Annotated in this window: 18 protein-coding genes; 1 reads left to right on the top strand and 17 read right to left on the bottom strand. The window is 34.8% G+C overall.

Annotated elements, in window-relative coordinates; all coding sequences use genetic code 11:
- Position 1 precedes the first annotated feature (1 nt).
- The 12 genes from DET49_RS11355 to DET49_RS11300 form a co-directional block, all read right to left on the bottom strand.
- Entirely contained in the window at positions 2 to 3,028 is a 3,027-nt protein-coding gene (locus DET49_RS11355; protein WP_133548224.1) for a type I restriction endonuclease subunit R, read from the bottom strand.
- Positions 3,028 to 5,337, bottom strand: a complete 2,310-nt coding sequence (locus DET49_RS11350; RefSeq protein WP_133548223.1) for a DUF262 domain-containing protein — start codon at positions 5,335 to 5,337, stop codon at positions 3,028 to 3,030. Before DET49_RS11350 ends, DET49_RS11355 begins: the two co-directional genes overlap by 1 nt.
- On the bottom strand, positions 5,327 to 7,174 hold the full coding sequence (locus DET49_RS11345; RefSeq protein ID WP_133548222.1) for a DUF262 domain-containing protein: 1,848 nt from the start codon (positions 7,172 to 7,174) through the stop codon (positions 5,327 to 5,329). Before DET49_RS11345 ends, DET49_RS11350 begins: the two co-directional genes overlap by 11 nt.
- A 16-nt stretch (positions 7,175 to 7,190) precedes the next feature.
- Positions 7,191 to 7,940, bottom strand: a complete 750-nt coding sequence (locus DET49_RS18580) for a hypothetical protein (RefSeq protein ID WP_208109641.1) — start codon at positions 7,938 to 7,940, stop codon at positions 7,191 to 7,193.
- Positions 7,940 to 8,413 (bottom strand): hypothetical protein, encoded by a 474-nt coding sequence (locus DET49_RS11335; RefSeq protein ID WP_133548221.1) that lies wholly within the window; start codon positions 8,411 to 8,413, stop codon positions 7,940 to 7,942. The genes DET49_RS18580 and DET49_RS11335 overlap by 1 nt, the downstream gene beginning before the upstream one ends.
- A 2-nt stretch (positions 8,414 to 8,415) precedes the next feature.
- Positions 8,416 to 9,717, bottom strand: coding sequence for a restriction endonuclease subunit S (locus tag DET49_RS11330; protein WP_133548220.1), 1,302 nt, complete (start codon positions 9,715 to 9,717; stop codon positions 8,416 to 8,418).
- Positions 9,708 to 12,425 carry a type I restriction-modification system subunit M gene (locus tag DET49_RS11325; protein ID WP_133548219.1) on the bottom strand — a complete coding sequence of 906 codons (2,718 nt, stop codon included), beginning with the start codon at positions 12,423 to 12,425 and terminating at the stop codon, positions 9,708 to 9,710. The genes DET49_RS11330 and DET49_RS11325 overlap by 10 nt, the downstream gene beginning before the upstream one ends.
- Positions 12,426 to 12,559: 134 nt before the next feature.
- On the bottom strand, positions 12,560 to 13,456 hold the full coding sequence (locus DET49_RS11320) for a helix-turn-helix transcriptional regulator (RefSeq protein ID WP_133548218.1): 897 nt from the start codon (positions 13,454 to 13,456) through the stop codon (positions 12,560 to 12,562).
- A 46-nt stretch (positions 13,457 to 13,502) separates the two neighbouring features.
- Entirely contained in the window at positions 13,503 to 13,991 is a 489-nt protein-coding gene (locus DET49_RS11315) for a YqiA/YcfP family alpha/beta fold hydrolase (protein ID WP_133548217.1), read from the bottom strand.
- A gap of 1 nt (position 13,992) precedes the next feature.
- Positions 13,993 to 14,220, bottom strand: a complete 228-nt coding sequence (locus DET49_RS11310; RefSeq protein ID WP_133548216.1) for a hypothetical protein — start codon at positions 14,218 to 14,220, stop codon at positions 13,993 to 13,995.
- A 33-nt stretch (positions 14,221 to 14,253) separates the two neighbouring features.
- Positions 14,254 to 14,487 carry a hypothetical protein gene (locus tag DET49_RS11305; protein WP_133548215.1) on the bottom strand — a complete coding sequence of 78 codons (234 nt, stop codon included), beginning with the start codon at positions 14,485 to 14,487 and terminating at the stop codon, positions 14,254 to 14,256.
- 115 nt (positions 14,488 to 14,602) lie between these two features.
- A complete protein-coding gene (locus tag DET49_RS11300) occupies positions 14,603 to 14,893 on the bottom strand; it encodes a hypothetical protein (RefSeq protein WP_133548214.1) in 291 nt (96 codons plus the stop codon).
- 280 nt (positions 14,894 to 15,173) lie between these two features.
- Here DET49_RS11300 and DET49_RS11295 point away from each other — a divergent pair, with 280 nt between their 5' ends.
- Entirely contained in the window at positions 15,174 to 16,265 is a 1,092-nt protein-coding gene (locus tag DET49_RS11295) for a Fic family protein (protein ID WP_133548213.1), read from the top strand.
- 142 nt (positions 16,266 to 16,407) lie between these two features.
- Here the strand turns inward: DET49_RS11295 and DET49_RS11290 are convergent, their stop codons facing one another.
- The 5 genes from DET49_RS11290 to DET49_RS11270 form a co-directional block, all read right to left on the bottom strand.
- On the bottom strand, positions 16,408 to 16,773 hold the full coding sequence (locus DET49_RS11290) for a hypothetical protein (RefSeq protein WP_133548212.1): 366 nt from the start codon (positions 16,771 to 16,773) through the stop codon (positions 16,408 to 16,410).
- 126 nt (positions 16,774 to 16,899) lie between these two features.
- Positions 16,900 to 17,088, bottom strand: a complete 189-nt coding sequence (locus tag DET49_RS11285; RefSeq protein ID WP_133548211.1) for a hypothetical protein — start codon at positions 17,086 to 17,088, stop codon at positions 16,900 to 16,902.
- A gap of 111 nt (positions 17,089 to 17,199) precedes the next feature.
- Positions 17,200 to 18,225 (bottom strand): MobB family relaxase, encoded by a 1,026-nt coding sequence (gene mobB / locus DET49_RS11280; protein WP_133548210.1) that lies wholly within the window; start codon positions 18,223 to 18,225, stop codon positions 17,200 to 17,202.
- Positions 18,225 to 18,749, bottom strand: a complete 525-nt coding sequence (locus DET49_RS11275) for a BfmA/BtgA family mobilization protein (protein WP_133548209.1) — start codon at positions 18,747 to 18,749, stop codon at positions 18,225 to 18,227. The genes mobB and DET49_RS11275 overlap by 1 nt, the downstream gene beginning before the upstream one ends.
- A 1,154-nt stretch (positions 18,750 to 19,903) precedes the next feature.
- Positions 19,904 to 21,001 carry an AAA family ATPase gene (locus DET49_RS11270; protein WP_133548208.1) on the bottom strand — a complete coding sequence of 366 codons (1,098 nt, stop codon included), beginning with the start codon at positions 20,999 to 21,001 and terminating at the stop codon, positions 19,904 to 19,906.
- Between the last annotated feature and the right edge of the window lie 523 nt (positions 21,002 to 21,524).

The following is a 21,524-nucleotide window of genomic DNA, read 5'->3' as shown; positions in this document are numbered from 1 at the left end:
TTTAGTATTCCTTTTGTGCTTTGATAATATCCATCAGCTTCTCGGTCTTTTCATCATCCTTTATCAATTCGTCAACAGCTAATTTTAGCTTGCGTTCCCTAATACCTCCATCTCTCCAATCATCTAATTTGCTGTTTTGTATTACGCTGTCTAGAGCAAGTGCAAGCATTTCGTTTTCTTCCAAATTGTCATATAGCGCCCTCTGGGCTGGAGTGGATAGTGTTGAAGGATAATTATTAGTTTTAGTTGGGGAAGTTAGATTATATGCAAGCCGTTTTATTTCTTCTAAATATTGCTGATAAGACATCGTTTCAGTCTTTCGCTGTAGGATTAACTCATCCAGCAGTAAAGACATTTTATTATAGTACTTAGGATTAGTTTGGGATTCTTCAATAATTACTTTTCTAACATTGTTCTCAATTGTTTCAGCAACGGCTTCTTTCGATTTCTGTTTTTGATAACCTTCTTCAGGCTCACTAAGTTTTTCAATAAGATCTACCAAAGATCTATTTTCAAAATCTGATATTCTCCGGCTGCTTTGAGCATCCAGATACATATCCATTAATTGTCGCATTCCGGGTTCAAATCTTTTGAAATCTACCTGTTCGCCACTTGCCTGCTTAATAGTATCTCGCAAATCGGTATAATATTTTACCTCGTCCTTTATGCTTTTTGCTTCGGCTTCAGTATAACCGGCTTTAAACATTTCATTTGCAAGATTAGCATAGGCTCTTATCAAACTTACAGTAGCTTTATAAAGGCTCAACCTTTTTTGTTCGGTTTCTTTTAGTTCATTTTTATGCTCTGTGTTTCCACAGAAATACCTAATAAATGAAGGTTCATCTTTAGGGTGTACAGGTTCACAAATAGCCCTAACTTTTTCCAAAGCGGTTTCCAATTTTTCCCTTCCTTCGTCAAACCGATCTTTTAATAATCCTTTTACGTCTTCAACATCGTATTCGTCAAAAGCGCCCGAAGTATAATCTGTAATCGAGCTTTTCAGGCTCTCAAAAAGATCTTTATAATCAATGATATAACCATAATCCTTGTCATCGGTGTCACCCCGGTTTACCCTGCAAATTGCTTGAAATAATCCATGGTCCTGCATCTTCTTATCGATATACAAATACGTGGCCGACGGGGCATCAAAACCGGTTAGAAGCTTATCAACAACGATAAGTAACTTCATTTTTGCCGGTTCGTTTTTAAATTTTTCTTTTACTTCCGTTTCAAAATCCTCAGTAGTTTTACCATTCAACATTTTGGTATAAACCGCATATTTTTCAAGGTTGTCGGTAATACCCTCTCCGGTTTCCTCTCCCTTGATATCAGAATGATGAGGTTCATACGAAGTGATTATTGCACATTCTTTGAATCCTGCATTCTGGAAGAGTTCGTAATATTTACAGGCCTGATAGATGCTTCCGGAAACCAACATTGCACTTCCTTCACCACTGGATAAACGTGGTTTAATTTTAAAGTCTTTTACAATATCGAAAACAATTTTTTCAAGCCTAGATTTAGAACCCAGAACTTTTTGCATAGTACCCCATTTCTGTTTAAGTTGAGTTTTAGCAACATCGGTTAGACCTTTTGTTTCGGCTTCAAACCATTCGTCAATACTCTGTTGGTCCGTTATAAACTGGGTTACATCTCTCGCTTCATATAGTAAATCCAATACCACTCCATCTTTTACAGCTTCATCGAATTTGTAAGGATCACCTACATAAGGACCAAATACTTCTATGCTTTTTTGCTTATCTTTTTTTAGTAGGGGAGTACCGGTAAATCCAAAGAATAAAGCATCTGGCAAAATGGTTTTCATTGCATCATGTAGTTTGCCAGATTGGGTACGGTGACACTCATCTACAAATACGAAAACATCCCCTTTAGGCCTGAAATCACTACTCAAATTCTTTTTGATTTCCTGAATATATGAGATGTAATCCCCTTCTTCTGAGTTTCTCCCAAATTTATGTACCAGGCTACAGATAAGCCAGGGCGAATGATTGTTGAGTGTACTAATAAGATTTTTTCCGCTTTTGGTTCGATAAATAGATTCATCTACACCAATAAAAAGTTTTTCGATCTGATCGTCGAGTTCCTCACGGTCTGTAATAATGAGAACACGACTGTTTTCAATGTTCTCTCTTATCCATTTCGTAAGCCACACCATAGTTAAGCTCTTACCACTTCCCTGAGTATGCCAGAAAATACCACCCTCTCTTTCTTTTATTTTCTGCTGGCCGGCTTTAATTCCAAAAAACTGGTTTGGACGGCATAGTTTTTTCACGCCTTTATCAAATACTACAAAATCATGAATTAGCTCCAGAAAACGATCTTTTTGAAAAAGTAGAAATAGGTATTTATCTATGCTGTAATCAAAATTTCTCGTGGATTCTTCCTTCCAGTTTAAATAATATTTTTCCGGAGTTCCTATGGTGCCATACCTCAACCCTTGCGTGTCATTTCCTGCAAGAACTAACTGTTGTGTGGTGAAAAACTTTGGAATAAATTCATTTTTCTGGTTATCCAGATTTTGCCTGATTCCAAATTCCAAACCTTTACGGCTACTTTTAAGTTCAAGAACACTTACAGCAATCCCATTAACATAGATTACTACATCCGGCCGCTTATCGTACTTTCCTTTTACAGTTACTTCTTCGGCGATCGCGAAATCATTACCATCAGGATTTTTCCAGTCTATCAACCAAACCGTTTCTTTAGGCTTTCCTAATTCAGCTCTTACCTGAATGCCGTATCGGAGCAATTTATAAACTTCCTTATTTGCATCGTATAAACCCTGTGAAATATTAGAAACTGCCGAATATAGCTTAGCAATAGCCTTTAAAGCAAGGTTTTGTGTGTATCCTGCTCCTAAAAGATAATTTAAAAGAAGACCTTCTTCTAAAGGAAGGCTTCTTTCTTCATCCTGCCAGTTCCCTAGATATACATATTCCAGCTCATTTTGAAAAAGCTGGATAATACGGTTCTGGGATTCGCGTTCGGGCTTGCCTATTGAATGCATTATAAAATCTTGTTTATAAAATTCAGTACTGTTTCTAAATTATCATTATTTCCAATTATTAGTTTATATGAAGTTGGGGTAAGTTCTACCACAGAAAATTGATTTAACAGATGAGAGTGATCATTTTTTATATCAATATTCTCGAATTGAAAAGCTCCTCTGTGAGCATATACTCTTATAGTTGTTTTCAACAGAAGATAACTTTGTTCAGAATATCGTGCTTCTTTAAATTCTATTTCAATCCCCTGCTCTGTTATTTTATTAAAAATAATTTCCAGGATCGCATTTTTATGAATACCAAGAACATTAGTCCCATTTAACTTCTCAATACGAAGGTCATTATCTTCATCCGAGTAAAATGAGAAGTTGTTGGACCCACCTTTCCAAATAATTGAATTATCTATGAACAACTTTCTCCATAATTCATTCACATTAGCTTTACGTTTTAAAGTTGTAAACCTCTGAACCATTGATCCTTCTATACTTCTTATTTCTTTAAAAAATTGATCAAGTACATTTTTTATTTTTTCGTTATACCCACTATTTTTATCCCTGGCTACCAAAATTCTGTTCCATTTATCTTTTTTTCCAAAGAAATGTATGCCTCCAAGGTTGGATCCTCCCACATGAATAGAATAATCGCCTATCGCCAGAAGTGCCCTAGCAATTTGGCCATCGAATCTTTCTTCCCAAATTTCATAAAAATTGTCTACGAGTGCTTGGATGTTTTCAATTGTGTCATTGATAGGCAAATTGTACAGAGCTCCTTTTAGATGGTTGTGATCTTCTAACTTATGAATGAGTTCTTTTAATTCTGGTTTAGAATTAAAAAGGAGAGCTTTTTCCTTTTCGTGCTTCACATAGAGTTTGTAAAAATTTACTTCAAAATTTTCGGATAATAATTTAGTGTACACATCTTTCTCCTCATAAAATTCTTCCAAAGTTTTACAGATTGCAGCATAGTTTTCTTTTCTGAGATTAGATCCAACGGTGTCTTTCTGAAACTGATTAATATTAAAAATATAGTTACGACAAATGCGTAAATAATCCTTTAAATTGGTAGTAACTTCTATAGAAGAGTTTTGTTTTGTTCCATACAACAAGAGAGAATAAAGCATTAGCTTTTCTCGTATATCGAATGAAGTTTTGAATATACACCTCCTAAATAAATTAACGTTAGGTTCGAATAAAGACACCTTACCAGGAACATAGCTGTCAGAAAAAATCATTTCAAAAGTTAAATCAATTTTTTTCAAATGATCCTTTATCCCAAGGTTGTAAAACAAGTCAAAAGAATCAATTAAAAATCTTAGATTATCCTCCAGCTGGTATACTTTCTCGATCAGTTCAAAATCAAAATGGAAATCCTGTTCACTATCCACTCCTGAATGATAGTATAACATTTCAGAAACGAACTGGATGAAATTTAAAAGCGGAACGTCAACAAGATTTGATTTTTCCATCGTTCCATCCAATTCTGTAGGCTTTGTGAAATCCCACATCATATCACACCAGATACCATCAATTTTATCTGAAAATTCTTTTATTAGAGCTGGGTGCTTCTCTCTGAAACAATTTTGGAATTTTGCTTTGAAGTTTTCGAAATCAGAGAGAACTTTCCCTCGTGCATTCATTTTTATATAAAGACTATCCGAAAGCCCGTAAGTTTCTATATTTAATTGATAGAAGGAAATCAATTCTTCATTTGCATCGATAAGCTTTTCAAAAGTTATTTTAGAAGCAAAAAATTCTCGATGTATTTCATCTAACATGACCAACATAGACTGTATAGTAGGGTCATGATTCCATGCTAAAAAGTACCAATGTTGATCTTTTATTATTTTGCTTAAATTTAAACTTTGTTTATCCTCGCTAAGTAAGAAAGCAGCCTCCAGAGTTTCAAAGGTTTTTCTATCGGTTAAATGGCTGCAAAAATCTTTAGAACTAGTTCTAGTTTGATAGGTGAATTTTTTGAAGACATGTGATTCACTTGCCCAATTGCGATCTCTGATAGATAAATAAAAATTTAAGAGATATAGAGTTGTAAGCCTTTGCTGTCCATCAAGCGGTATAAATTTACTGTTTTCCAGACTGCCGTAAATAAAATCTAATTCTATTTTCTGTGAAATTTCCCCATTCAAATAAGCCTCCGTTTTTTTTCTAATATCTTTTAAGAATGTTTTTCTTAAATTAGAAACTACTTTATTCTCCCTTCCCTGAGCATAATCTCTCTGAATCATAGGTATCTCAATACCTTTTGGATTCGCCTGATTGTTTAAAAGAGTCCAAAGGGTTTGTTTATTTTTCATTTAAAAGTTCTTTTTGAGGCAAATAAATACTTAGAGTTTTTTTAATGTTTTCAGTGTAGGCTTTTCTATCTTCCTCCGTCCAGTAAATAAGATTTTTGGGATAAGGAGTAAAATATTTCAAGAAAACATTACGAGTACCTATTGGTATATAATGTCCCATTTGTTCTCTTTTTAAAATTTTATTTCTTTTTACATCAAAAACGGAATTATTTAGAGAGGAATTAGAATCTGAATCTAAGAGAGCTAAATTGCTCAGATCATGTATTTCTGTTTCAAAGTCACCGTCAATAGTAAAAATATTGATGATCGCCTGGAAAATATCTCCGAACTTTAGATCTACATATTCATTATCCTTACCTTCTATTTTTTCTAAAAGCTCATCTATTTCTTCAATTAAAACACTATAATTATCTGAATCAAGACGCTGTAAAGCCTTTTTATGGTTTTTTAGCCATTGTTGATAGTCAGACTTCTTAATCTCCTCTGAATTTTGGGCGTGGATATGTTCTAGACTCCAATTTACGTTAGGGTCTTTAAGTTTTAAAAATGGAAATCTTATATTGGAATCTTGAATATTTAAGGTGCTGATAACGTTAAATAGAATTAAAATACGTGTGATTTTATCGTTTTGAGTTTTGCTACCATACTTTAATTCTTCCAAATTACAATCATGAATGGATTCTCTGATTTTTCTTTTGAGAAATTTATCAAAATCTGTTTTGTTAGAAGACCTATACACATCATAGATTTCAGAAACAGGCATCCAGCTGTGGATCAGATAACCAATTAGGTGATAATATGTTGGATCAGAATGCCATTCTTTTAAAGTTAAAAAACATTCTTTTATGTCCTGCCAGTAATTATCAACCACTGTTTTACCGGATTTAGCTAATTTTTCAACTTCATCTTTATTATTTTTAAGAACCTTGAGTCCATCGTAATAATATCTAAATGTAAAATAGTTATCCTGGTCATTTTGTTTTATTGCTCTCGAAGATAATTCCAGTAAATAATCAATCCGAGTTGATATAGAAAAGTCATCATTTATAAAACTCCAGAAATCGTTATCTTGTAATTTATATTCCATTCTATCCCATTCACCGGCTATTTCTAGCTGTTTGTGATAAACACTTGATGCAATCTCTGAATCATTTATAATGTCTAAATTCTCGCTACTTAGAAAAAGAGCCTTAGTTAATTCCGAGTTTGTAAGTGGAATTTTCCCCACATTAAGTCGGGTGAAAACGTCAATTGGATTCGTTTTGTCGTTGATCTGATACCAGATGACCTCAACCTTTTCCATAAGAAAAATAAAAAGTTTGGAGGTAAATTTTGCTTTTTTATGCTCTTCAAATTTATCCTTAAACCAATTCTCAATTGTTACATAAGCCTTGCTGATGTGGAAGAGGTCTATATTGGAAAAATTTAGTTCATTCTGAAGTTCATTTAAAATAAGGGTGCTCCCTTTTTTTGTTTCATATTCTATCGCAAAAGGTTCAAAATCTGGATCATTTTTTTTCAAAAATTTCGACAGAATAAAAATGGTAGTAAGTCTCTGCTGCCCATCAATGACTTCCCACCTTTCTTTTGAGTTTAACTTTACCACGATAGGCTGCAAACAGTAATTTTTTGTCCCATGGGTTTGCATAAAATCAAACAAATCATCAAGTAAATCAACCACCTGCTTATCATTCCATCTATATCCCCTTTGATATGATGGTATGCAAAATTTGTAGTGTGGCCCCATTATGTCTTCCAAAACTTTTGGACAAATATCATTTTCAATGATAACTTCTTCCGTTGGAATGGTTTGTCTGATACTACTGATTGCTTCCATTGATTGTGGTTTATTTTTAAAATTTAATTCGTTGCTTAGATATTAATTGATTGACAACTTCCAAATCCCTCTCTCTATCCCTCACAATCCTCTTCCTGCCATCGTATTCAAATTGATTATAATCTATTTCAATTAGGTGGATTCCGTTTTTGGGTAAGAGATCTCTCCTTCGCTGATCATAAATCTTACGTTGCTCACCTCTATGAACGCCACTCACGGTAATTTTATGAGGTTTGTCAAAATGAGAAACAGCTTCAGAGTGCTGACGTTCCCTGTATTCTATGGCCAGGTTTAATTTTTCATAAAATGCATCTACCGGTAATCTTCGACCGGAGTCTCCTTTTAGAAAATCAAACTTATGTTGCCGGGACGCTTTTTGTCCCAGAATTTCATCGCAAAGATCAATTACATAAGATTCATCACTGTTCTGCTTTGCAGGTTTTGAAGACTTGGTTTTGGGAATTTTCGCTGGTTTTGAAAACGACTGGCCATCTAAGCTCTTTGACGAGCGCACAAAAAACCAATTGGTATTCGTATCACCTCTTTCTGCAAAGGCAAAGGGAATGGCATTTAATTCATTATTCTTATCAAGATCTCGTAGCAATTTTCTAATAGGAAGCCCATTTCGGTGGTCTTTGGGAAAAATACCATGCTTTATAAATTCCGGCATAAGGTCTTTGGCAGGAACCTTTGTTTTCCGTGGTTTCTTTTTAAAGTAACCTCTTAACACATTATTCAGTTCAAAAATCTTTTGATCCAATTTCATTATTCTAAATTAAATAATCTATCGTTAGCATCCATATAGAAAGCGGTTCGCCCGTATTTGCTTATTTCATCCTTCCAGGCTTCCCTGATGATTGAATGATTTTCAAACCAGCTATCCATCCCTTTCTTCCAACTAACCCAAATAAGAGGGTTTATTCGACCTTTCTTATACCAGTAAAATTCTTCGGCGCATAAGTTGAAATAATCATTCAGTTTATACCTTAATAGGTCACATTCCTCATGTTCTTGCAAATACTCTAAACTTTCAAATTCAACTACCAACTCCAGCCATTCATTAAGCTTATCATAACGCTTATTAAATTCGGTAAAGAGTTCTTTTTCAAGTCTGTCATTAGAAAGATTGATTTGAGTCTGATTATATTTCCTAGTAGAAAACCAAACAAGTAAACCCAGTGCAACCGGTGCAATAATTTTCGAAATATCAATCCATAAACTTAGACTTTCATACCACATACCTACACCAACCTCGTTTTCCCGGTTAACAATTCCTGCACCATCCCCTGCTTAACCTGCTCATATTTTGCTTTTTTTGAATCCAAAGCTTCTATTTCTTTGTCCATATCATATAGGATGGTGGCAATAGCCTCCTGTTCTTCTTTTGTTGGAGGATAGGGCAATTCAGCTTTTTTAAATTCGTCCATACCAACTAAATTCTTCATAGCTCCTCCTTGGGTATCATCAATTACTTTATTTTGAATTTTAGGAGAAGTAAATTGATGAAAGAAAAAATCAAGATTATTATAATTTGCATCTAACCGAATAATCAACAACGCTTGATTGATAATTCCTTCAGGAAAATCAGAAGGAATTTTGAACATTTTTCCAATTGTTCCCGAACAACTTAAAATAAAATCATTAGCTTCTACTTTGAACCTTCTTAACTCTTTGTATTTATTATCATCAACATAATAGTCACCAAGCGTAATAGATTTATATATTGCATTTTTCTGTTCATAAACTTTATATCCATTATTTACAAAACATTCTTTTTTTAAAGCACCTCCAAAAGGACCTCTGATTAGACCGTCCTTTTTTACAATTGAGGAAATTGGCCTTTCTTCCCACTCTCCACTAAACCCCGGCAAACGTTTTCCCCCTTTGGAGGGCGGAGTCAACAACTGATGCATCACGCCTTGTTTGATGGCTTTCTTCTTGGTGATGAGTTTTTCCAGACCGGCGATCAACGTATCGGTATCGCTTAAAGCGGTGGCGATGGCTTTTTGCTCTTCAAGAGTTGGTGGAGCAGGAAAATCAAAAAAGATAAAGTCTTTTTGATATAAATGGTTAATAGTAGAACCTGCAGATAATTTTGAAAGAAAACTATGAAAAACGGAGGACCTTAATACATAATAAAAATAGTTAGGATCATAAGCATCACCTTTCGGTCTGATTACAAAAACTCCACTATTTAAAGTAGTCAGTTTCGGTACTCTATCAATGTAAGCAACTTTTCCAATAGTCCCATCTTTGGTAACTAATACATCTCCCTTCCTTAATTGGATGTACTTATCTTGATCATATCTTTCTTTTTCTACATATACACAATTATTCCAATCAATAAAACCGTTTTCGAAATCAGTACCTGTTACTAAGAAGTAATCTCCGGAATTTAAATATTCGGCCGTCGTTAATCCTTGCCAGCCAATTCTTGCTTTTAATGTTGAGCTTGATCCAAGATTTAATACAGACCAGTCCTTTGGGATTAAACCAATTGCGGTATTTTTAAATCCGGTTTTGTCTTTCTCCATTAATTCCATACCAGTCCCATCTTTTCAAAGTGAGCAGTAACTTTGGTTTCAAATTCTTCCACTTCTGTATCCAGTTCTTCTAAAGTGTTTCCATAGCGATCTGCCAGTTCTTTGATCCTGCCGGTAAGGCTTTGAGAGATGGCGTCGATTTCGATTTGAATGGTATATTGTAATGTAGCCAGCCACTTTTTATTGAGCACCAAGTCCTGTACTTCGGCTTCCTTGAGTTTCGGATATTGTTTTAAAGCCAGGTCATCTAACTGCTGCTCCTGTTCCTTAACTTCTTTTTTCAGGGCTTTAATGGCATCGTCATTGTCGAGCCAGGTATGGATCACTTTTACTTCAGGAATAAACTCTTGTTTTGAACCTTTTTTGATCCATTCATCTACCAGGATTTTAATAAATAAAGCTTCTTTTTTATGCTTCCTTACGGCTACTCCAAGAGCCTTGTATTTTTCTTCCCACTCAAACAACTGTTTGTATTCGTTTTCGTATTCATTCAACTGCTTAAGTCTTTTTGAAACTGCGGTTTTAGTAATTGCACCCTTCGCATTTGCCAGAGCTTCAAATACCGGCTTTTGTTCTAATGCTATTTTCGCTTCGGTATGTTTTTCAATATCGTTTTCAGCTTGTTTTAGCAGTTTGTATTTATCCGGAAAATGGGCTTCTGCTGCCAGGCTTAAAAATTCGGCAAGGGCATTTTCAGCTTCTTTTTTGTTACTTACCTCATTAAAAGCTCCGTCTTCTCCAGAATGTTCTTCCTGAAGAGATTTTTGTTCAGCTTCCAGTGACTCCAGTTGTGCCTCAAGTTCCTGTAATTTTGCTTTTTCTTTAGCTAAATAATTATCTACGATAAACCTTTTAGGAAGCAGGTCACAGGTCCAGCCTTTATCGACTTCCTTACCTTTCTTATTTTTTTCCAGAATGCGTTTTACTTTAGCCTGCCAACCGTCTTCAATAATGATATAAACATCATCCTTCATTGTTTCCTTCCAATAATCCATTAGGTGTTGGTAAATATCGTATGGATCTACCAATGGCTTGTCATAATAAGCCGAAAACAGTTCTTCTGAAATATGATGAATAAGTTCCTTTGGTGCAGTCTCTTTATTAATAGAAGTAAGTTCTGGATAAACCTTTTCTTTCCAGCCACTAAACACTTTATCTATTTTTTCTGAATAGGCAGTAAATTCGGAATGGATAAAAATGCGTTCTTTTATTTCTGAAGCCGGTAGCTTTAAACGACTATAGTCTTCACGAAGCGGTTCAAAAAGTTCATTTTTTAAGGAAGGATAAACCTTCCAGTATTTCTGAAGTTTTTTAATATCCCGATTCGGGATTCCTCCATTTAGATGCGCATCCAGGTCCTGAATATCTTCTTCTTCCTGGGTGTCTATATAACGGGGAATGTTTAGGTTGAATTCATTAGCTTCAATTTCTTCAAAAGGCACTAACCTGGAAAATTTATCCAGCGGCTTTTGAAAGTTGAAAATGTCTACAATTTTATGTAGGTCCTGCTCCCGCAACCTGTTTTTGTTCCCGTCTTTTATAAAACCTTTGCTGGCATCTATCATAAAGATCCCCTTCCGGTCTTCGGTTTGCTCTTTATCTATTACAATAATACAGGCAGGAATCCCTGTACCATAAAACAAGTTAGCCGGTAAACCAATAACGCCTTTAATTATTTTTCTTTCAATCAGGTTTTGTCTTATAGCTCCTTCTGCATTTCCACGGAATAAAACCCCGTGCGGCAAAATAGTTGCTCCTTTCCCGGTGCTTTTTAAGGAAGCAATAATATGAAGCAGAAAAGCATAATCACCATTCTTGTCTGGCGGAATCCCGTAGCCATCAAATCTTCTAAATTCATCACTGGAGGATGTAATACCATTACTCCAGTTTTTAATTGAAAACGGTGGATTGGCAACTACATAATCGAAACGTTTTAAAGAACCATCTTTCTCTTTAAATTGAGGGTCTGAAATGGTGTTTTTTCCTTTTATGGCCGCTTCTGGGTTTCCGTGTAGCCACATATTCATAATTGCTAATCCTTTGGTAGCAATATCTTTTTCCTGACCGTAAATGGTTAAACCATTGGGAGCTTCATCGGCTACTTTTAAAAGTAAACTTCCCGATCCGCACGTTGGATCATATACTGTATAGGAGGGAGTTTCAGCTTTATCAACATCAATGATTTTAGCTAATATTCTTGAAACTTCAGAAGGAGTGTAAAATTGGCCTTTGCTTTTACCTGATTCTGTAGCGAAATGACGCATTAAATATTCATAGGCATCTCCCAGAATATCGTCATCTTCAGCACGGTTATTTTTAAAATTCAGGGAATCGTTTTGAAAGATCTCGACAAGATTGGAAATTCGGTCGACCATTTCCTTACCGCTGCCCAGCTTGTCTTCATCATTAAAATCAACAAGTTCCATAGAACCTTCAAGACCATTTGCTGCGAACAGGGGTTTTAGAATTTTTTTATTGATCTGGTCACCGATATCAGATTTACCTTTAAGGGCAACCATATCTTTAAAAGTAGCGCCTTCCGGTACCTGGATTAGGCTATTTTTGTTATGCCCGTATTTATCGGAAACGTATTTTACAAAAAGTAGGGTAAGAACATAATCTTTATATTGGGAGGCATCCATACCTCCACGTAATTCATCACAACTTGCCCAAAGGGAGCTGTATAATTCAGATTTTTTAATTGCCATTTATAGTAAGTGGGTTATTTGGGTGTTATAATTCCGCGGGGTAGGGACTGCGGAGTTGTTTGTAAATCTAAATATTTTCTTAAAGCTTTGAAAATATTTTTAGGGAATATAAAAATAAGTGTTAGACATAAAAATCACTCGTAATTTGAAATACTGCTTTGCAGCTCTTTCTTGATCCGAGTCTGTAAAGCTTTAGGTTCTACTACTTTAATTTGGTCGCCATAAGAGAGTATTTCCATTCGAAAATCGTAGGTAGGACGAATAAAATAACTAAACCTGATCTCATCATCGTTATTCAAAATCAACTTCTGGCTATGATGTAGTGGAAGTGATTCTACATACCTGCCTTCCCTGGTTGTAAACGATAGGATAACTTTAACCGGATCTTCATCTGTGCCGTTTATTATTCCGAAGCTATCTTTGAATTCTTCGTATGCCTGGTATTCAATTGGCTTAAACTTGTCTTTGGTAATTTCCAAGTTTTTAATTCGATCGAGGGAAAAGTTTTTAATAATATCGTCCTTGGTATCTTCTGCAATTAGGTACCAACGGTTTCGAGCTTCTTTAAGTGCAATGGGTTTAACCTTGCGATTACTAATTGAAGTATCCCAAAACTTATAATATTCAAAGTTTACTTCTAAAAAATTCTGACTGGCGTGTAATAATCCCGCTAAATGATGAGTTCCAAGAGGTTTTCGCTCTTCAAAAATAAGCTGGTTACCAAAACTTTTTGAAAGCCTAATCGCATTTAATAGTTCAAAGTTCTCCCGTATTCTTTGAGAATGTGTTTCTTCAACATCATCAACAATATGATATTTATTATTGCTCCGGTTACAACTGATTTCGATATTATGAATGGATTCGATATCTTTAATATCTCGCTGAAAGGTACGCTGAGAACTCAGTAAATTTTCTTCAACAGCATCTGGATCATTAGCCATTTCATCTTGAACTTCCTCATAACTCATAGGACGTAACCTTAACAGGGAGATGATCTTATAATGGCGTTTTATAGTTTGACGTACAGACATAATTTAGTTTTGAATTATAGTAATTGGTAGCCCCCAGATAATGGAATCAATAACATAGTTTCTTGAAAAAGTCTTCTACTTGTGAAGAAAAAACATCTATAGGAATTCGATGACCTAATTCCGGTAACACTTTAATTTTCAATTCTGATTTTCCTAGATTTTTGCCTAAAAAGTTCAGAGTTTCGGCTGCATTCACAACGTCGTCACTTCCTCCCAGTAAAATCTGTTTCGGAGAAAGTCCGTGAGTAAATTTATGGCTGAATTCTATTTTTCGGTATTTAGCCAAAGGCGGATTAAACAATAATGCCGGTCTGCCGATAATTTCTGAAATGGCATAAGCATTTAACGCACCCATACTACTTCCCATAATCACATTCAATTCTGTATTTGAAAATTGCTTTAGGATATGATCGGGCTGAAAATGTTTTTCTGAATAATTTATATCAGGTGCGAAAACCTGGCCGTATTTTTCCAGTACTTCTCGTTTTTCATCACTTAATTTACTATTGAGTCCGTGTAGGTAAATTATATTCATATTACTTTGTTTTTTCTTTGTTGGTTAGATCGGTTCGGTAAGATTTACCATCTTTCCCCCAATTCCAGATATCCGAAATTTCTTTTTTCTGCGGAAACTCTTCTTCTGAAATGGCTAATCTTTCTTTTACGATTCTTCTTAATCTGCGATTGGCTTTTTGCTTTTCAGTTTTTTCCGATGAAGCCTTACAATTGGGAAGAATTGGTGTGTTTCGTTTAGATCTACTCATTTCTATAATTTAATAGGGGGATGCAGGCTATTATTAATTTTTTAAAGTTTGAATTTTCTTACTGAAACTCCATTCCACTTCTCCGAGATCGATCTTGTTGATATAATTCATCTCCAGGTAGGTATAAATATTGGGTACTCCCACGTGAAGGATGATTTCGAAACCTCCAAAAATTTCTTCTTCAAGCATTGTTCTACCACCATATTTTATCTCCTGTTGAATATGCTCATACTGTTCATCAGAAAGTGTTATTTCTAATTTTCTCATCGTTCTTATTTTATATTGCAATAATAAACTTAGTAAGCGACAAATTATGTCGTTTAAAGTAAATTATCTTTTTTGTAAATTTCACAGAGTGTTTTCAAAAGAGATAGATTCAGTATTAAAAAGACTCATCCTCCAATTCTTTTTCAGTGATTCCATTAATACTCGCCAGGTTATTCATAGAATTTTCCAGTTCATCAAATAAAGCTAATAAAGTATTGAGGTTAATATCATTGGTTCCCCGGAATTGATCGAGATCAAAATTGTACGTATCGCCGGGCTGAAAAACTGTATTTACTTCAGCAAATTCCCCGGTCATTCCAACATTGATGATTCTTTCCTGGAACTTCTGATGGGTTTTTAATAGAACGCGATAGCTTAAGATTATTTTTTCACGATATGCATACATCTTTTTGAGTTTAAAAGCCAAATTTAATTAGAGGTTGCTTCAACAAGTGACGCGAAAAGATGAACTATGGATCAGTAATTACCCCAAACCTACTTTTTTGCAAGTAAATTTCGTTACGGGTTTCCGTAATCCAGAGGAATTTGCAGGAAGTATGGAATTATATTTTGGCTGAATAAAGAGTTTTGAAATTTTAAAGTTCCCATTTTAATGAGCCATAAAACATATTTTTATAGCTCATTTTTTAGATGTATATTGAGCTATAATTTTTATTTTATAGCTCATGACCTGGAATTGGCAACTTGAAAACTGGCCTAATTTTGAATTCACTTCGGAAGTTCTATTTCCGTATGAAAAAGCATTTTTACAAAAAGCGGGTATGTTGTATGGTAGTATGAAGCATATTAGCGATGAAGGTCAGGATGAATTAAAGGTGATGCTACTTAGTGATGAAGCTTTTCAAACGTCTAAAATTGAAGGTGAGTTTCTAGATAGAGACTCATTACAATCATCAATTCGAAGGCATTTTGGTCTTCAGACCAGTAAAAAAAGAATATCCCCGGCAGAACATGGCATCTCGGAAATGATGATTGATTTGTACAAAAATTATTCATCTCCTTTAACTCACGAACAATTATTTTCATGGCATGAAATGTTGATGAATGGTCGCCGTGATCTACAGAATATCGGTAGTTATAGAACGCATTCAGATCCAATGCAAATAGTATCAGGTTCAATGGGTCGACCTATAATTCATTTTGAAGCCCCACCTTCCTCAGGGGTGAAAAAAGAAATGGATAAGTATATTTCGTGGTTTAATAATACGGGTAGTGAACTTCCCGGTCCATTGGTTAAATCTGGTATGGCGCATTTATACTTTGAAAGTATCCATCCTTTTGAAGACGGAAATGGGAGAGTTGGTCGTGCGATATCGGAGAAAGTATTGTCGCAATATCTTGAACGTCCCACTTTAATTGCTCTTTCCCATATTATAGAAAACAATAAAAAGCTTTATTATAAATCCCTACATCTAAATAGTAAGCAAATTGAAATTACCAATTGGCTGGAATATTTTTGTGAAACGATACTAGATGCTCAAGATTATACACAAAGAATGATTGATTTTCTAATTGGTAAAACAAAGTTTTTTCTAGAATTTGAGGAAAAGTTTAATGATCGCCAAAGGAAAGTGGTGAATCGAATTTTTCGAGAAGGTATAGAAGGTTTTCAGGGAGGTTTGAGTGCGGATAACTATATAAAAATAACGGGGACAACAGCTTCGACCGCTACCAGGGATTTAAAAAAAATGGTCGATTTAGGAGCATTTAAAAAAACTGGTGAAAGAAAAAGTACAAGATATCATCTGAAAATGTAAGTTTTTAAAGTTAGTTTTAAATCGCTAGGGCGAAAAATATTTTGAATATTTCACTAATTTGAGATTTTCTTTAATATTGAGTAAAAACCTTAAACTATATTTCTGATCTTAATGAAAATTTGAATTTAAACTCTCATTAAATTTATAAAGGCTCCCCATAATTTTTATTCTTACTGGTATGCAAGTTGTCCCTTTTATGGTACGGTGAATTAGACCTTAAATCTTTTTTTATTTCATCAGCTTTCAGCATCCAATTTTGAGCACAGGCCTGCCAATTTGTGATTGGATTTTTACCATTTAATTTCCAGCCTATGGATTCGTAATAATTATAAAATTTTTTAGCCTCCCGGGAACTTCTATTTTTTTCTTTGAAGTGGTCAATAACCACTTGTTCATTTTTTGGACAAGTATTTATAAAAGAGTTTATTATATGTTTACTCTTATGTTTATTATAAGATACCAATTTTTGAACAGGTACCTGTTCAGAAACTGGATAAGTCCTGTCCATTTTTTGATCAGGGTGTATATCAAATCTGGACATCTCCACAAGTGATCCCATTTGGGGACTAGTGGAGGGATGGTATTTAAGATATCCCCAGTTTGTTAGCTCCCGAAGTAATTTGTGGTAGGTCGTCTAGGAACGTATTTTGGCTAGGGCCATCACCTTTTTACTGTTAAGTATAATTGTTTTAGGAAAACGCTTTTGGTTCCATAATTCAAAAAATGCCAGGTATAAACTGCGGTGTGAGGACGAGATCTTGTCATCCTCAGCGAATTTCCGCAATACCCGGTTTAGGTGGCTAATGTAATTGACTTCGCTCATGTCCGTAAGTTTTCAGGTTTGTATATTACTCTTGCTTCTTCATATCCTTTGGAAAATTCAATTCCAGATCTTTCTCTGGAAAAGAAATATTTGATAGCATAACAGGTGATTTTAATAACCGATAGAACTTGATTTAATTCCAGTTTCGATGATTCTTTTTAATTGTTTATAGGCGAAGCCTACTTTACTAGTAGGCAGGTTTAATATGGGTAATTGCAAGCCCGCTTTTCGGATCATTTTAAAGGCAATCTTTTTCTCATTGATTCCCAGGCTTCTTAAGCCTAAAAAATATTGTTTTGGATCTTTACTCAGCATCTTTTTGGCAGCATAGCTTTCCACATAATTTCGGTTGTACTGGAACATCCTGTCAAAGGTTTTTTCTGAATTCTGAAAAAAGCGATCTCGCTCAAAACCCCGCTTGACCATTTTGCCATGCATTTCCACTTCAGAAGCTTTGTATTTACTACCCGGGGAAAGGCTATAAGTGTTAGAAGCATCTTTCCGGCTAACAATGATATGAATATGGCTTTGTAATCCTTCTTTTTTCATTCCCGGTTCTACCACCTGTCCGCGAATTTTATAAGGCGCATCCCTCACCAGCTTCTGAATCTCCTTTTCAAGTTTTCTGGTGTTTCCGGGAATTTCCCCACGTTCTACCTTCCGAAGTTCATTTTTAAGATGGGCGATCTGCTTGCTATAGGCTTTGTTTTCCCTTACCGCTACATCGTTACTCTTATACGTTCGCTCATATTCAATTTTGGCGTAATATTTAATGTCGTCAACATTGATCGGTCTGCCGTTTATCTCCCTGTTAAAGGAACCGGCATACTCCTTCATCGCGTCACGGACAAAAGCCTTTAGCTTTTCAGGATTGTTTCGAATGTGTTTTAATTCGTACTGGCTAGGGCTCATAGTGATTGAGTAATATTTGGGCTCTTTGGCTTTTAATTTCGCCGTATTCTCATCGATTCCTTTAATTACTTCGTAAGGTCGTATGTTATCATCATACTGATTAAAAAAATATTCCTTTTCCATCGGGCTTTTACCTTCATTTTCTTTTTCCAGGTAGCTCACAAAATCCCCTGCACTTTTGGAAAAAGCGGCACCAGTTTTCTGAGGAGAGATGCTGATATACATTAGTTCTTTTGTTTAATAGCTATTTTATAATGCGCAAACTCCGACCGGGGAATATTGAGCTTTAGATAATCTGGGCCAAAGGCGCTGCTCTTTATTTCCACATTTTGAATGAGGTACTCCAGATCTCTTTTGTTAGTTTTCAATAAATCCTGAAGCCTGGAGATTTCCAATTCCAATTGTGCCAGGCTTTTTTTATCAGTAACAAGAACCTTTTCTTTTTTGGCCACTTGAAGTTTTGGGCCTGAGCGGCCTTCCATTAGTAACTCCAGCATTAATAAACTTGGTTTAGTCTGGGTCTTCTCAATATTTTTAAGGATTGCAATTACGGCATCGATCCTTTTTTTAATTAGTTGTTCCAGGCTCACTTTTGAAGGCACTAAAGTTTCAAAAGGAGAGAGGTTATTTTGTTCAAAAAAGTCCAGGATCAAGTCTAAAGTTTCAGACTGGTTACTATTGTTTTTCTTTGAAAACTCCCGGAACCGCTTTGCCGTACTTGCTTTTAATTGTAGTCTTGATTTCGCCATAATGGATACTATTTTACTATTTACTGGCTACCGCCATCTTTATTTTACGGGCCTTTCCAGAGGGGTATATCCAGTAGGGTGGATATTTTATAAAATTTTAATTTTAGAAACCCTTATAAACACAGGGCTTAGCTAAAAAAGAAATCGAAAGACACCGCTTTGCGTGTCACCCTCTTGCTCTTCGATTTCGTCCCGCAGGCGGGACAAAATTTTCATACAAGTTGGTTTGCACCAACTGCTTTTTTAAAAAAGGAATCAAGAAAAATCCTATTCCTTTTCGAACCATTTTATTATTCAGCGAACCTCAAAACCGTAGAACTCCTTTAATGATATTTACCATAAAGTCAACACTTTAAAATACTATTTCCACAGCTTCATTGAAAATGAAATTTTCATTTGATTTGGTGCCGATTGATCTAAATTGATTTAAAAACCTCCAAATATCTCAAATCAGGATTTTTGAGACGGCAGATTTTTAATTACGGAGGCTAAAAACCATTTAAAATTTCCACGTTTAATTTTAAAAAAAAATCATATCCAATTTTAGAAAACTTACTCCACTCATTGAATTAATTTTTAAATGATCTACTTATTATATCTAGAACATTTTCCTTTTTTTAAATATCAACCCCAGACTTGATCTAAGCTTTTTAAGGTTTTGAGCTGAGTCCACCTCCTTCTTGTGGATTTACTTCCTTAGAGCAGGCACATTAGCCTTTCTTGATGCTTTTGCTTACAATATTCTTGTCTTATTAAAGCGTATAAGAAGAGTAGGGAAATTCGGAACGGCTTTATGCCACAGTCCTGATAAGAATGTTTTTAAGTTTTAAAAAGGGAGGGTTGTGGGAATGAAGTTTATGGAAGTACCAGTAACAACCACTATAATCTTTGGAAGATGAACAATGACTTCCCGGTAAGCCCAGCGGACTTCATCGAAAAATTTCGAACTGGAGTGGAGCGATCCGATTTTTCATCGGGTTAGTGAAATGGAAGTCGCAATTTCTTCGGTGGTGTCCAAGACCTTTAAGAGAAGCGCTTTTCCCGAAATGAAGCTTTTGCGAAATATAGTGAGAAGGGCTGAACGGGTGTTACCCTTATTACCGCAAATTGTATATGTACTTTACAGTGCCTGAAATTTTTAAAAAGATCAACTCTTAATTTCTCATGAAACCCATGGATTTCTGAGATTCTGATGAATTGCTATTCGTGGTATAGTTAAAGATTTCGGCTAAAGTCATAGGACCTGGATTATTTAATTCTATACCTTGGTTAAGAAGAAGCCGGGAAGTCTTTTCTTCCGGTAACTCTTTAAATTCATAGGAAAGTTTTAGCCGACCTTTTCGGATTAATGCCGAATCTATATTTTTCAACTCTGTATTGAATGTTGCGATAATCTGGATTCCCAGGCTTTCACCCAAGATTCCATCGGTTAAATTTAAAATCATCGAAAGGTTAGAATTCTTTTCATGATTTCTGGAGACAACCAACCCCTCTGCGTCCTCTATCACTATTATACAATTTTTATTATCCAGTAAAAGTCTTGTTATTTCAACATTATCAAGATTCCCAGCCATTTTTGGTGATATAAATATTGTCTTTTTCTTAATTGTTTTTATCAGGTAACGTAAATACGTACTTTTTCCTGTACCTGGTTTTCCGTAGAATAGAAAAAGTCCACTTTCATTTTTCCTCTTAAGTTGATTTTTCACCTCCTGATGAACAGCCAAAAAATCATCACAATAATTTTCCTGAAAATTAATTATGGGTTTTTTAAATTTTATATTTTTCGTACTAAGATATCCGCTACCTTCTGAAACAATAACGGCAATTTCTGGTTTCTTTTTTTTCTCCTTATAACAACTTAAAATTATTTTTTTTAATTCAATAACTAGATCTTCTTCGGACCCAGAGTATAATAAGTTAATATCTCCAAATTCCCAATGAATTATTACATTATCCCGAAGAATAAGATATTGGGATTTTAGCGTTTCCTTTCCATTTCTTGAAATAGACTTTTCAAAAAAATCCTTGAGAATTTTATCTGAATATTGCTTTTTGAAAAGTTCAAGAAAGATATCTGGATTTACGTCTTCAAACTTCAGACTTTTAGGAATGTCCTGGAAATAATAGAAAAATGTTTTGTCTGGTCTAATACCTTTAGCACCGGGATGAAAAATATCAGGAATTTCGGCTTCTAATTTTTTACTACTCACTTTTTCCGGAACGTTTTTATAGGATGTAGAATTCTTCATATTAATTTGGTTTTAGCGACATGCGGACATTACTAAAAATAGTTTTAGCCTAAACTATCCTGATTTTATCAATTAATCCCGATTTTCAGACTGAAAATGGGATGAATAAAAGGTAAATAAAATTTAACAAATGATGGAATTCAAGTAGATTATAAGAACTTTCCCGCATATCAGGTTTAATTTTCTTTTACGGATGTAACCGCAAGAATTTTTCAGGTATAGTTATTTGGGCATAGCTATCCAATAATGTAATTGCCTACACGCCTATGCTAAACTTAAAACTATATTTGTATAAAGGAGACGTTTTCTGTACCCGCAATGTTGTATATGCCACGAGTATATAGTGAGTGTGATTTCAACACCATCTTATAAGGTGTACAAGCCCTCAAAATTTAATTTACTATAAGTTCAATACCGGCTATACCGGTTTTCTATTTTATTTTGGTCATCTTTAATGGGGGTCTATATGTAATAACAAATTGAATTTTTATTAAATTCACCTTTATATTTTATAAATATTAAC

The organism is Salegentibacter sp. 24, assembly GCF_004362395.1.
Classification (GTDB): Bacteria; Bacteroidota; Bacteroidia; order Flavobacteriales; family Flavobacteriaceae; genus Salegentibacter.
This window is presented reverse-complemented; position numbering and strand designations above follow the sequence as displayed.